Below are 12,655 nucleotides of genomic sequence, written 5' to 3'. Positions count from 1 at the left end.
GAGCAGGTTCAGAAAGGGTGGTTCCAATCGAAAAACAAGTCCAAAAAACAATCGTGATTTTTCTTTCCATAACAGAAGGTAAAGGAAGTTATCCTTTACGACGTGCTTTACTACTGGCAAACACACTAAAAAATGAAGCACAAGTCATCTTTTTATACGACCAAGAAACACCAGTCCCAAGTGAACATTTCACATGCCATAAAGTCATCGGTCCTTCCTCATTTAGTAAATTAATACGTACACTTCAACCTGATCTTTTAATTCGAGACAGTGGTCCAAGCCATAAAGAAGAAATGACCAAAATTCATGAACTAGTACCTAGCATTCTACATTTTGATGATTTTGGTGATGGTGGGCAATTAGCGGACTGGGTGATCCAGACGCTGTATCCAGAAACTCAAGAACTACAAGCCGAGCACTATATCGTGGGGCCTCAGACATTCATGGTCGATGCATCACTGCAATCACTTCGGCATGCTGGTTTAAAGAGAAAGTCTTCATCCTCTTCCTCGCAACTCGTCATTTCATTCGGTGATGAGGATCCAGGCAACCTCACGTTCCGGGCGTTGCGACATTTAAAGCAACTGCAAATTCCTTTGTCCGTCACAGTACTACTCGGACCGAATTATAAACATGACGTTAGTGAAATTCAAATGATGGCATTGAGCCGACCAAACACAAAAGTCGTCCACGCCCCGGACAACCGTGCTGAGCTGTTTTCAAAAGCTGATATGGTTCTGTGCGATGCTGGTTATACACCATATGAAGTAGCTGTTATCGGTGTTCCTTGTATTGTACTTGCACAAAACGAGTTCGAATCAACCCTCGGATTTCCGACTGAAAAAAATGGTTTTACCCACCTCGGCCTCGGTCGCAAAGTGACCCAGTCGAACTTATTGAACGCAATTATGGAACCGCTGCTGCATGACGCACGTAAAGAACGCGCAATCAAAAAGCAGTTGCAGATTGATGTCGGGGCGAGTAACGAAACAGTGCTTGAAGCGATCCGTTATTTGCTGGAGTATCCTAAACGCACAAGACAGAATATGTTACACTAAAGGAAAACATATGATAGGAGTTTTCCCTTATGACAAAGGATCAGTTAGAGCAAGAGATCGCGGAGCTGAAGATGGATTACATCAGCTTGCAGGGTGATATGGAGAAGTTGGAGTCGACCGGTCATGTGAAGATGATCGAAAACGCGGAAAAGCGTCTTTCTAGAATGGAAGAGCGCCTCGCAGATTTGAATAAGCAACTTGCTGAAGCAACAAATTAACACGAACAACCTCCATCGGGTGTATAGCTGATGGAGGTTGTTTTTTGTAAGTCTAGAAATGCTGTTAGGTTGGATATTTGCGCTTCGGAGGGGACGCTTTCCTGCGAGCATGGCTGGAGCCTCAATCCCCTTGTACTCAGTAACTATCCATACTCTAGAACTTAACCTCTTATTGATCCATAAAAAAAGCTCACAGCAAATGTGAGCTTAGGCCATTACATATTCGTGGGCTGCTTCGTCTTGTACGAGTAACTCCTTCAGATACTTCTTCGCGCGGAACAAGCGAGACTTCACAGTACCGATCGACACACTCATCAACCCTGCGATCTCTACTAACGAATACTGATTCACATAGAAATACTCGATCGTCTTCCGGTAAATACCGTCCAACTCACCGATTTTCTGCTGCACAAGATCAGAAATATCATTCTGCTCTATCAACTCAGCAGGAGTTTTCGCATTACTGGGAACCAAATCTAAGATCGGAACGTCTAATGTATCAGGTTGATTCATCACGTATTGACTGTGACGTACATTTTTTCTATAACGGTCGCGGAATGTGTTCATACAAATCGTCGTCAACCAAGCTTTCATGCGGTTGACTTCACTCATTTCACCTCTGTAGCGCACTACTTTCACCCATACGTCCTGCATGAGATCTTCTGCTTCTTCTTTATTGCGAGTCAATTTAAGACATAAGTGATATATATAGCGTCCATATTCTTCGTATAATGCGTTTAAGTCGTTTTTCATAATAAGTAGCCTCCGTTTTATAACTGGTACCCTTATTATCACCGACAAACACATTACGAACTATCGCTTTCTCTTTCAGTAACCTTACAATTGTGTAAGGTTACTTGACATATCTTACGCTTCAATGGCCTCTTCTTTTGGTTCTTGCTTAGTAATCTTTAAGCGCAAAATCCTCGTTCGATCCATTTCTTCAATCTCAAACAACAGCGAATTATAACTGAACCTTTCGCCTTCTTCTGGAATATGCCCTACTTCCTGAAAAACAAATCCACCGATGGTCTCATGATCAGTCGGTAACTCTATGTCGAGTAGTTCAATCACGTCTTCAATCTCCAAACGTCCTTGACAGACTAAATGATTGTCTTCTTTTTCGAAGACCATCGACTCTTCCTCGACATCTGTTTCGTCCTCTATATCCTGCCCAATCATTTCTTCAATAATATCTTCCTGTGTCACGATCCCTAGTGTCCCCCCGTATTCATCTAACACAATCGCCATATGTTTCTTTTGTGTTAGCATACGTTTAAATACAAGTTCTACACTTGCTGTCTGCACGACGAACAAAGGTTGGCGATCAATGACATCCGCAAACGACCGCTCGGGAAACATCGACCACTCGATTATCATTTTTGAATAAAAAATGCCGACTATTTTGTCGATACTCTCTTCATATACTGGATAGCGAGTATAGAAATACTGCAATACGACGTCACGTACATCTTCATACGTTGAATCTAACGACAGTGAAATAATATCGGTACGGTGTGTTTCCATTACATCGCTTACATCTTTATCGCGAAAATCTAGCATACCCTTTAAACGAATGGATTCATCTTGACCGAAAGTACCTTCTGTAGACGCAATGTCCACCATCGAACGCACATCTTCTTTCGTCAAAGTTGCTTCCGTCACCGTTCCTTTAGAAATCAAGCGCACGAAGAAATTGGTAAACAATGACAGAACTAACGTCAATGGTATCAATAACTTCACGAGCACCGAAATAGGTGGCGCTACAATATACGCGATACGATCTGCAAATGTTGCAGCAATCGTTTTCGGCAATACTTCTCCGAATATAATCAAAACAACCGTTAAGATCCCTGTCAGTAATCCAATATTCAATCCTTTATCGATTGCAATCATTGTCACAATCGTCGGCATCAAAATATTCACAATATTATTCCCAATCAAAATGGCCGTAATCATACGGTCCGGCTTGGAAAGTAATTTTCGTAATTTTATCGATTTACTATCTCCTTGATCCGCACGCAACTGAACTTTCATCCGGTTGATAGCGGTTAGAGCTGTTTCACTTCCCGATAAAAAGAAGGACAAAATCAAACATAGTCCCAGTGCAATAAACAATTGCGTCTCCTCCAACGATTCCCCATTTATTTGTCATCATTCATCATGTGTGATTGCCATGAATCCACTTTTTCTTATTGCGTAAGTATATCATATATATAAACTGAATTGTTAATACTACATACAGGTAGGACGTATACTTTTATCATTCGGTTCCCTCATCCATAAGTGTCTAAACCTTAATGCATCATGATTCTCTGCTATACTGTGAAATATAAAATATCTAAAGAAAAGAGGGTTTACCATGACTTCATCACAATCATTGGACCAATATTTCACAAACAACCGTGACCGCCACTTGGAAGAATTAACGAACTTCCTGGCAATTCCAAGCATCAGCGCACTTTCGGAACATCAACCGGATATGCAAAAAGCAGCGGAATGGCTGTCGAATGAATTCGAAAATATCGGCTTGGAGAACGTGTCAATTGAAAAAACGGCTGGACAATCCGTTGTGTATGCAGACTGGTTGCATGCTGAAGGTCAACCAACCATCCTGATCTACGGCCACTACGATGTGCAACCCGTTGATCCGCTTCACTTATGGGAAACACCTCCATTTGAAGCAACAATCCGTGATAATAAATTATATGCACGCGGAGCAAGCGATGATAAAGGGCAAGTGTTTATGCACAGTAAAGCGATCGAGGCTCTCATGAATGTCGAAGGCAAACTCCCTGTTAACGTCAAGCTTATTATTGAAGGGGAAGAGGAAATTGGCAGCCCGAGCCTAGAGGAATATATCCGAAATAATCAAGACAAGCTAGCAGCGGACTTCATCGTCATTTCTGATACAGGCATGTACGGGCCTGGACAGCCGGCCATTTGCTACGGACTGCGCGGATTAGCTGGCGTACAAATCGATGTGAAAGGTCCCAAAGGCGACTTGCATTCCGGACTATACGGTGGCGGCGTACAAAACCCGATCCACGCACTTGTCGAAATTCTCGCTTCATTCCGTGATGCCGAAGGAACTATCGCAATCGATGGATTCTACGATCAAGTTCGTGATCTTACTGAAGAAGAGCGCGCAGGTTGGGCAGCTCTTGATTTCGATAAGGAAGCAGTGAAAAAAGAAGTCGGCGTCAAAGAACTTACTGGCGAACCAGGTTATACGTATACAGAACGCACATGGGCTCGTCCAACACTCGAGATCAACGGCGTATTCGGTGGATTTTCAGGAGAAGGCATCAAGACCGTCCTCCCTTCCGAAGCAGGCGCGAAAATCACGTGCCGACTAGTCCCTGATCAAGAACCGGATGAAATCGTCGGAAAACTACGCGCGCACATTGCGAAACACGAACCGGTCGGCTGTGAAGTAACGGTGACGGAGTTTGATAAAGGGAAACCTTACCTAACGCCATACGACCACGAAGTGATTCAAGCAGCAGGCAGAGCATACGAACAAGTATATGGCGTACCTACCGTCTACACACGAGGTGGTGGCTCCATACCAATCGTTGCTGCGTTCGATGAAATCCTGAACATCCCAGTCGTCTTGATGGGCTTCGGACTGGATACAGAAAACTTCCACGCACCGAATGAACACTTCCACTTGGAGAATTTCGATAAAGGACTGCGTGTCATCAGTAGTTATTATGGAGAGATTGAAAAACTTGGATTGTGATTGGTGAATTTATGAGCGGTTTTGTGGGTGTGTTGAGCGGTTGTGGTGCTGGGTAGAGCGGTTGTGTGGACTTATAGAGCGGTCGCGGGTTTGCTTTGAGCGCTTGTGTGGCTGTATAGAGCGATCGTGGGATTACATTGAGCGTTTGTGTGGCTGAATAGAGCGCATGCGGGATTGTATTGAGTGCTTGAATGGCCTGATAGAGCGCATGCGGCGTTGCATTGAGCGCTTACGCGGCTGAATAGAGCGCTCGCGAGATTGCTTTGAGCGTTTGCGTGGACTGATAGAGCACTTGCGGCATTGCTTTGAGCGCTTACGTGGCCGAATAGAGCGCATGCGGAATTACATTGAGCGCTTACGTGGTCGAATAGAGCGCATGCGGAATTACATTGAGCGCTTACACAGCCGAATAGAGCTTACGCGGGGTTACATTGAGCGCTCGCGACGCCCAATAGAGCTCCTCGCGACAAATTACGAGCACTCCTCCCTCTTCACACATACAAAAAACAGGCTACTCCACAAAGGGGGTAGCCTGTTTTTTATTTCATTCCATTATGAAGAACGATACTTCTCGATTCTTAAGCTTCCTCTTCTTCGTCCTCGCTACTGCCAAAGTACGTGATGATTTCCTCTACTGGCTTACGCGGTGGAGCTTTTGGTGATGTGTCGAAATAGCCGAATTGCAACATGCTGATGATGCGCTCGCCTGCCTCTATGCCTAGACGCTCGCGGAATTTTGGGTTGTCGATGAATGGCGGTGTTTTCCAGCAAGTCCCCACCCCTTTATCCCAAGCAAGCAATTGGATATTCTGAATCAGTATGCTGGCTGCTGCGTAATCTTCTAGCCGCTCTTTTTGGCGTACATCTTCAGGGACGATGACGAAAACAGCTGCACTGGCAGTCGAGAACTTCTTCATTTGTTTTTCGAGATCCTCGTCAGAAAGCTGTTTCCAATTAGCTACACCGAACTCCTTTAAGACGTCCAAAAGCTCTTCATACTGTTCGCCTGTTGCTACGATCAATCGCCAAGGATTACGGTTTCCGTGGTTTGGCGCCCAAACGGCATCTTCTATAATTTCGGGAATGATCTCTGGTTCGATCGGTTGTCCGTTAAAATTCTTGATAGAGCGCCGTGTGACGATGGCCTCTCTTACCGATAATGCTTGTTCATTCACACTCAACCTTCTCCTTTGCACTAAGTATCTGTTTTTCATTATACCCTAACTTGGTAGTCTGTTGCTAGAGGCTAAGAGAAACACTTTGATGCAGAACTGGACAATTATGAGAAATGATCATGAATTTTGAAGAAGATATACTTCGCATTCGGCGAATAAGCGTAAGAGTCCTTATAGTCCCATGTGCGATGATACGCGTCATACGTATGAGCATTGACGAGGGGGTTATCCCCGTCCTTGGCAGTTACGATGGTCGTATGGTCGAAGCGGCCATCCCCATGGAAGTCGTACGTAATGATATCCCCAATCTGTAATTCTTGTGGAGTTTTTACTTGAGTGGCAGTCAAGCCTTTCGTAGAAGTTGCCAAGTACCAGCGCATCGAGTGAGCGACGGTGAAACTGAAGCTCCATGTACCTTTATGCATCCACCAGCCCTTTTCGCGGTTCGGTGCCCCATGCATCGGTGCACCGCCTGCCAACAGACATTGTGAAATGTAATTCGTACAGTCATCTTCAAAACTTTGAAAGGCAGGGTTTCTGCTATTCCACCATTTATCTGCATAGTCCACTGCCGCTTGTCGATTGTACAAAAAAATCCCTCCTTGCCATATCATATGACAACGAGGGACATTCAATTAGTGATGTAGCACTTTCGATAAAAAGTTTTGGGCGCGTTCAGAATCAGGACTCGTAAAGAACTTGGCTGGTGTTGCTTGTTCCACGACTTTGCCGTCCGCCATAAAGATGATCTCGTCACAAATTTCTTTGGCGAAGCCCATTTCATGCGTCACAACGACCATCGTCATACCGCTTTCCGCGAGTTTACGAATCGCATCCAGCACTTCCGTGACCATCTCAGGATCAAGTGCAGAAGTCGGCTCATCGAAAAGCATGACTTGCGGATCCATCGCAAGCGCACGTGCTATTGCTACACGTTGTTGCTGACCGCCCGATAACCGGTTCGGATACGCGTCAAATTTATCACCTAGTCCGAGTGAAGTCAGCAATTCCTTTCCTCGCTCTTCCGCCGCACTTTTACTTAGTCCTTTGACATTGATCGGCGCAAGTGTAACGTTTTGCAATGCCGTGAGAAAAGGATAGAGATTAAAGCTTTGGAATACGAATCCAATTTCAGAACGTGCTTTATTGATATTCACTTTTTTATCGTGGATGGAAACTCCGTCTACTACAATTTCTCCGTTATCGATCGGCTCGAGCGCATTGATCGTGCGAATTAATGTGGACTTCCCTGCTCCACTTGGGCCTATGATGGCCACAACGTTTGACTTGGGTACTTCAAGCGTGACATCTGTCAGCACTTGGTTCATACCGAATGTTTTATTCACATGTTTTATAGAAATCATATCTGGCACTCCTTCACATCGAGCTTCATGAATTTTCTCTCGCTAATAACTTTTGTTCGATCGCACGAATGATCATGGATAACGTGAACGTCATGGCAAAGTAAACGAAACCTATGAATGTCCATACTTCAATGGAACGCATACTAGTGGCAACGAGGTTCTTCGCGTTCAACGTCAATTCCGTCGCACCGATGACCGAAATCAAAGAGGAATCTTTAATTAGCATGATGAATTGTGAAGCAAGTGGCGGTAAAACTCGTCGGAATGCTTGTGGCAAGACGATCAAACGCATAGCCTGCCAGTAGGTCATACCTGACGAACGAGCCGCTTCCATCTGACCTCTTGGCACACCTTGTATGCCTGAACGAACGATTTCTGCAATGAATGCTGCGGTAAAGACAGCTAGACCGATAATCGACGCCCAATAGGAACCGAGTTTCAAAAATTGACCGAGTACAAAGAAAATCCAAATCAATAGTACTAGCAACGGCACGCCGCGCATGACTTCTACATAGGCTGAGGAAAGAATACGGATGAATCTATTGCGGGAAATCCGACCCATTCCGATGATAATACCCATCGGAATAGCCAGCAATAATGCGATCGCTGAAATTTCGAGTGTTTTCAGCGCCCCTTCAATAAAGATATCCATATTTTGCGATATTACACTGAAGTCATATTCATAGCCACCCATATTATTCTCCCGAAACCTTATCTAGCCAGTCGCTTTCCTCAAACCAGCGACTTCTGGATTCCAATTCTTCCGGGCTATCCACATAGCTATGCAAAAATGAATTCAACCATTGTATCGTTTCAAAGTCATTTTTCTTTACTGCAATTCCTAAGTTTTCAGCTGACAGCAAACCTTCGAGCTGATGAACTTCCCCTTCGTGCTCCAAGCGCCATACAGCAATAGCAGGTTCATCATAGACGACTGCATCCGCCTGCCCTGAGCCCATTGTTGTAGCTGCTAACGGGAAATCTTCAAAATCTACGACTTCCGCATTTTTGAACTGAGACTTCGCAAGTAACGCGCCCGTAGTTCCGATTCCTACAGCAATTTTATTCCCTTTAACATCAAGCTCTTCCCATGATTTGATACCTTTATTGGCAGCTGGCACCATGATTGCCTGACCTGTTTTATAGTAAGGATTCGACATGCTAATGGATAGCGCACGGTCTCCACGAATCGTCATCCCTGCGATGACCATATCTACTTCACCTATTTGCAAAGCCGGTCCTAAGCCGTCAAATACGAATTGTTTAAATTCTACTTCTGTATTTAGCGCTTCCCCTACCGCATTTGCTAGATCGATATCGTAGCCGACAAATCCGCCGTCAATGCTTTTCATTTCGAAAGGGAAATAACCTGGTGCAATTCCGATCACCAATTTCTTGTTGTCTTTAATATTCTTTAACGTGGACTTCTCTGTTGAGCCAGCTCCTCCATCGTTACTACTACATCCAGCGACGACCAATACTAGGATTAGTAATAGTGCTGTAAACATCTTCTTCATACATTTCCCCTTCTCTCTCTACCAGTATAAATATTCTAAATTAATACAATTATAAGTTACCTACTGACGCCTGTCTATAAGTATATGTATACGTTTGCTTGTATACTACATATATTGGACGAGGTCTTATAACGATTATTTTCTATATTTTTAATATACGACATAATGAATAATTATACAATAGTAAATAGTTTCATTGTGAACGATAGAGGGGAATATACGTAGACTTGTATTATTCTGAATAGAAAAAGCGACAGTTCTTGAAGATTTACTCAAGAACTGTCGCTATCGTTTTAATGGAGCATAGGGGGCTCGAACCCCTGACCTTTGCACTGCCAGCGCAACGCTCTCCCAGCTGAGCTAATGCCCCTCATATCTGATACAATATAGAGTATATCAACTGTTCGTTTAAAAGACAATAGGCAAGAAAGGTGGTTAATGGTATGCAGCATGAAGAAAAAGAGTTGACTGAAGCTGTGTCTCTGTGTGACTCCAAGGGGCTTTTGAATCCCGAATCAATAGGATACGCACGCAACCCTATAGTGAGAAGCAATCTAAGAGGACATTTCAGGAAAAAAAAGCGCTGGAACAATTGGTGCATTTACGGGGAAGACGTTTTATTAACTACTTCAATTGTACACCTAGATCATAAAGTTATTTGTCTAATTTACATACTCAACTACGAGACCCAACGTTTCTATGAAAAACATGTTTCCCTCCCTTTTGGCAGACGCGTTAAAATGCCTGAGGAGGCACTTGAAAGTATTAAATTCGTACATGACGATATAACGATTCAACTCGTCCACATGCAAGGCGAAACGCATTTGTCAATTCTCATTCCTGATTTTGATAATGAAGTATTGCATGCAGATTTGCATATTATACATCCCGAAAAAGATGAATCTTTGAACGTCGTCATTCCGAAAAGTCGAGATTCATTCCACTTTACTTCCAAGCACTCGATTATGCCGACTGGCGGATATGTTCGCGTTGGAGATCGACGCTATGATTTCAATCCTTATTACAGTTTCGCGGTCTATGATTATGGTCGTGGCGTGTGGAATGGCCGAACGAATTGGGACTGGGCAATGGCCTCTCAACGTACAAGCGGAAAACGAATCGGCTTGAATTTTGGCGGCCGTTGGACGGATGGTACGGGACTAACGGAAAATGCGGTCTTTGTGGAAGGTACGTTGCATAAATTTCATGAGGATGTAGTATTCAAGAGCGATAAAGAAGACCCGAAAAGTGCTTGGAAAATTCAAACAAAATTTTCAGATGATATCCAATTGACGTTTAAACCATTCTTTCAATGCCAGACGCTTGATCACTATCTCGTCAGGAAGATGTCGATTACCCAACATGTCGGCTATTATCATGGAAAAGTTCGATTACCAAGCGGACAAGTTTTACCGATTCGACAAATGCTCGGTTCCATCTTAGAGCGCAAATACCATTAATTTCCCATTCACTTTACTTTTCTATCTACAAAGAGATCGTTATTTGTTTAAGGTTGCTGTTTTACGGTGATAATATAGGTAGTATACACTTTAGAAAGGGTGGCGCTTATGTCATTAATGAGAATACTATCTATGGTTGGGGTTTCATCTATTTTACTTCTAGGAGGTTGCTCATCGAAAGACGAGGCACCGGACAATGACGCTGCGGTTAGTATTGAAGACGAGGGTGAAGGTAGCACAATCAACACGGGTGACGGCTATGGCTTCACCGATTTCGATTTGACGATCAAGAAAGACGGCCAGAAAATCGAAACAGATTATGAAGATGTAAAGCCTGATGATGCAGAGTATGTCAACGAGTTCCAAGAAGTGAATCTCGAAGGAAATGAAGCAATTGACGATATGCATAAGATGTTTATGGAGATTTTGATTGATAGTGGTACTACTAAAGAAGAAGCGATTGATCGCATTCTACAGTGGTACGGTCTTGATACGTATGATGAGTTTGAGTTAGATGTAAAGTTTACAGACGACAAGACTCTGCATATTGATGAGAAGAAGTAATAACAGGGAATCAGCTATTTATACGGGGTGAGTAACCTGTTCGATTTACTGGTACAAAATGCAGAATGAAGCAGACCGTTAATTCTTATTTGAATTAGCGGTTTTTTGCATGCTTTTTGTCAAAGTTATAACGTGATTTAAATAGAAGATATATAACATTTTCGCCATTTTAACGAAGATTAAAGACTACAACCTTTTACTAAAAAACAGTAGTAATCTTGATTTCTTTTCGTTTAATTAGATCCGCTAAAAGAATTCCCTCTATTTTCACATAATCAATTATATATTGATTAAGGTCACCAAAATACTCGCTTACCCTTTTTTGACCAATCCACATAGCTCTTCCTTCTAAAGAATGTGAAATAAAATATTCTTGCTTCTGATAAACAAATTCAATTTCCCTACCTTGTTCCAAGTAAAATACAAAGTGTTCATAACTAATACTTTCACCTGCAGGGACATCATCAAACCTTTTTAGTTTATCCATATCACAACAACCTTTCTTAAAGGCCCATTTTATAAAAAGGGTACAATCCTTATTTAAGAATCGCACCCGATAATGACTTAGTGGTCGAAAACCATTGATCTGCGCTGCAGCCGGACGCGTTCCGGAGGGTGGGCGGTGAACCACACCTCTTCGCTTCGCTTCGACGGGTGTTTCACCTGTCCCACTGATCCTCCCGGAGTCGCCGGCTTCCGCTCCGATCAACTAACCGACTTCAGAGAAGCTTCCTCAATAAACGCGCCCTATTCTAGAATAGGTGAAACCAATTTGATTCTTCTTGTTTTCTTGGATTTATTGGACACTCACATTCCTAATCCTTTTTCTATCCTTTCTCGGTCGACTTCATCTACCCAACCATAATATTTTTCATAAAGGGGACGTAATTTTTCAGCTGTCCGTGCGATCACCTCACATCCACGGTCATCATATACAAAAAATATAATATCTTTCGTAGTATTCACAAAGAAAACATCAGGATAGTGAACAGAATCACATCCAAATCTCGGTTTCATTGGTGGAAAATCTTCATTTAGTGAGGCTTTTAGTAATCCCTCCAATTTTATATCGCTTACTTTGCACTGTAAGGAAAACTGTTGCATCTCATAATCTTCTTTCTCTTCTTCTTCAAATGGATAAGGAAATGTTTTAAGTTGAAGTTTCTTTAAATTTTTTTTATCCCTTAAGTTTGGCTGATATACCTTTAATTTTGTTGTTTGCCTCTGTTTTTTCGACTTATAGTTATTCGTAACAAGAAACAAGTCATCATTTTTATCGAATAGCTCGTTAAAAATTGTCAGTGTTTGTTTATATGATGTACTGAACCTTTCTAAATTGAGTTCATCATTTTCCTTGAATTGATAGATTCCTTCGCCTAGTGAAAAGTGAATGCCAATATCCCATTGATAATATACACTAGGGACTAATGCTACAGTCGGGAACTTTTCACTTAAATAGTCTGCAATTTTCATTTATTCATTCTTCCCTCTTTAATTAAAATATATTTTAGTTCCTATTGATGAATCTGGCCCTATTACGACATAATGATGTTA

General features: G+C 42.6%; 14 protein-coding genes and 1 tRNA gene. 5 read left to right on the top strand and 10 right to left on the bottom strand.

The window, feature by feature from the left end:
* Window positions 1-17 precede the first annotated feature (17 nt).
* Both SporoP17a_RS11980 and SporoP17a_RS11975 read left to right on the top strand, forming a co-directional pair.
* On the top strand, window positions 18-1,058 hold the full coding sequence (locus SporoP17a_RS11980; protein WP_083034886.1) for a hypothetical protein: 1,041 nt from the start codon (window positions 18-20) through the stop codon (window positions 1,056-1,058).
* A gap of 29 nt (window positions 1,059-1,087) precedes the next feature.
* Entirely contained in the window at window positions 1,088-1,276 is a 189-nt protein-coding gene (locus SporoP17a_RS11975; protein ID WP_083034885.1) for an SE1832 family protein, read from the top strand.
* Window positions 1,277-1,483: 207 nt separating this feature from the next.
* Here SporoP17a_RS11975 and SporoP17a_RS11970 read toward each other — a convergent pair whose 3' ends face one another.
* Both SporoP17a_RS11970 and SporoP17a_RS11965 read right to left on the bottom strand, forming a co-directional pair.
* Complete coding sequence (locus SporoP17a_RS11970) at window positions 1,484-2,029, bottom strand: RNA polymerase sigma factor (RefSeq protein ID WP_083034884.1); 546 nt, start codon at window positions 2,027-2,029, stop codon at window positions 1,484-1,486.
* Window positions 2,030-2,143: 114 nt separating this feature from the next.
* Complete coding sequence (locus tag SporoP17a_RS11965; RefSeq protein ID WP_083034883.1) at window positions 2,144-3,394, bottom strand: hemolysin family protein; 1,251 nt, start codon at window positions 3,392-3,394, stop codon at window positions 2,144-2,146.
* Window positions 3,395-3,638: 244 nt separating this feature from the next.
* Between SporoP17a_RS11965 and SporoP17a_RS11960 the strand changes: the two genes are divergently transcribed.
* Window positions 3,639-5,021: a dipeptidase gene (locus tag SporoP17a_RS11960; protein ID WP_083034882.1), complete on the top strand. Its 1,383-nt coding sequence runs from the start codon at window positions 3,639-3,641 to the stop codon at window positions 5,019-5,021.
* A gap of 578 nt (window positions 5,022-5,599) precedes the next feature.
* On the opposite strand, the gene SporoP17a_RS11955 is transcribed toward SporoP17a_RS11960, so the two are convergent.
* From SporoP17a_RS11955 to SporoP17a_RS11930, 6 genes are all read right to left on the bottom strand, one after another.
* On the bottom strand, window positions 5,600-6,196 hold the full coding sequence (locus tag SporoP17a_RS11955) for a nitroreductase family protein (RefSeq protein ID WP_083034881.1): 597 nt from the start codon (window positions 6,194-6,196) through the stop codon (window positions 5,600-5,602).
* A 104-nt stretch (window positions 6,197-6,300) separates the two neighbouring features.
* Window positions 6,301-6,786 carry an amidase domain-containing protein gene (locus SporoP17a_RS11950; protein WP_237262320.1) on the bottom strand — a complete coding sequence of 162 codons (486 nt, stop codon included), beginning with the start codon at window positions 6,784-6,786 and terminating at the stop codon, window positions 6,301-6,303.
* Between the two features lie 45 nt (window positions 6,787-6,831).
* Window positions 6,832-7,560 carry an amino acid ABC transporter ATP-binding protein gene (locus tag SporoP17a_RS11945; RefSeq protein WP_083034880.1) on the bottom strand — a complete coding sequence of 243 codons (729 nt, stop codon included), beginning with the start codon at window positions 7,558-7,560 and terminating at the stop codon, window positions 6,832-6,834.
* 25 nt (window positions 7,561-7,585) lie between these two features.
* Window positions 7,586-8,254 (bottom strand): amino acid ABC transporter permease, encoded by a 669-nt coding sequence (locus SporoP17a_RS11940; RefSeq protein ID WP_083034879.1) that lies wholly within the window; start codon window positions 8,252-8,254, stop codon window positions 7,586-7,588.
* 1 nt (window position 8,255) lies between these two features.
* Entirely contained in the window at window positions 8,256-9,077 is an 822-nt protein-coding gene (locus tag SporoP17a_RS11935; RefSeq protein WP_083034878.1) for a transporter substrate-binding domain-containing protein, read from the bottom strand.
* A gap of 297 nt (window positions 9,078-9,374) precedes the next feature.
* A tRNA-Ala gene (locus SporoP17a_RS11930) sits at window positions 9,375-9,447 on the bottom strand.
* A 73-nt stretch (window positions 9,448-9,520) separates the two neighbouring features.
* Between SporoP17a_RS11930 and SporoP17a_RS11925 the strand changes: the two genes are divergently transcribed.
* Window positions 9,521-10,537: a DUF2804 domain-containing protein gene (locus SporoP17a_RS11925; RefSeq protein ID WP_083034877.1), complete on the top strand. Its 1,017-nt coding sequence runs from the start codon at window positions 9,521-9,523 to the stop codon at window positions 10,535-10,537.
* A gap of 108 nt (window positions 10,538-10,645) precedes the next feature.
* Window positions 10,646-11,101, top strand: coding sequence for a YusW family protein (locus SporoP17a_RS11920; protein WP_083034876.1), 456 nt, complete (start codon window positions 10,646-10,648; stop codon window positions 11,099-11,101).
* 199 nt (window positions 11,102-11,300) lie between these two features.
* Here SporoP17a_RS11920 and SporoP17a_RS11915 read toward each other — a convergent pair whose 3' ends face one another.
* Together SporoP17a_RS11915 and SporoP17a_RS11910 are read right to left on the bottom strand one after the other, a co-directional pair.
* Complete coding sequence (locus SporoP17a_RS11915; protein WP_083036073.1) at window positions 11,301-11,588, bottom strand: hypothetical protein; 288 nt, start codon at window positions 11,586-11,588, stop codon at window positions 11,301-11,303.
* Window positions 11,589-11,908: 320 nt separating this feature from the next.
* Complete coding sequence (locus tag SporoP17a_RS11910; protein ID WP_083034875.1) at window positions 11,909-12,574, bottom strand: DUF3885 domain-containing protein; 666 nt, start codon at window positions 12,572-12,574, stop codon at window positions 11,909-11,911.
* Between the last annotated feature and the right edge of the window lie 81 nt (window positions 12,575-12,655).

This window comes from Sporosarcina ureae (genome assembly GCF_002082015.1).
Taxonomy (GTDB): Bacteria; Bacillota; Bacilli; order Bacillales_A; family Planococcaceae; genus Sporosarcina; species Sporosarcina ureae_A.
The sequence above is the reverse complement of the archived record's forward strand: the minus strand, read 5'-3'. Positions and strand labels throughout refer to the sequence as shown.

What these genes read in the sequence shown, in the direction of transcription:
- SporoP17a_RS11940 (WP_083034879.1), bottom strand. Translation starts at nt 8,254, where the DNA reads ATGGGTGGCTATGAATATGACTTCAGTGTAATATCGCAAAATATGGAT.
- SporoP17a_RS11935 (WP_083034878.1), bottom strand. Translation starts at nt 9,077, where the DNA reads ATGAAGAAGATGTTTACAGCACTATTACTAATCCTAGTATTGGTCGTC.
- SporoP17a_RS11920 (WP_083034876.1), top strand. Translation starts at nt 10,646, where the DNA reads ATGTCATTAATGAGAATACTATCTATGGTTGGGGTTTCATCTATTTTA.
- SporoP17a_RS11910 (WP_083034875.1), bottom strand. Translation starts at nt 12,574, where the DNA reads ATGAAAATTGCAGACTATTTAAGTGAAAAGTTCCCGACTGTAGCATTA.
- SporoP17a_RS11915 (WP_083036073.1), bottom strand. Translation starts at nt 11,588, where the DNA reads ATGGATAAACTAAAAAGGTTTGATGATGTCCCTGCAGGTGAAAGTATT.
- SporoP17a_RS11975 (WP_083034885.1), top strand. Translation starts at nt 1,088, where the DNA reads ATGACAAAGGATCAGTTAGAGCAAGAGATCGCGGAGCTGAAGATGGAT.
- SporoP17a_RS11945 (WP_083034880.1), bottom strand. Translation starts at nt 7,560, where the DNA reads ATGATTTCTATAAAACATGTGAATAAAACATTCGGTATGAACCAAGTG.
- SporoP17a_RS11925 (WP_083034877.1), top strand. Translation starts at nt 9,521, where the DNA reads ATGCAGCATGAAGAAAAAGAGTTGACTGAAGCTGTGTCTCTGTGTGAC.
- SporoP17a_RS11960 (WP_083034882.1), top strand. Translation starts at nt 3,639, where the DNA reads ATGACTTCATCACAATCATTGGACCAATATTTCACAAACAACCGTGAC.
- SporoP17a_RS11970 (WP_083034884.1), bottom strand. Translation starts at nt 2,029, where the DNA reads ATGAAAAACGACTTAAACGCATTATACGAAGAATATGGACGCTATATA.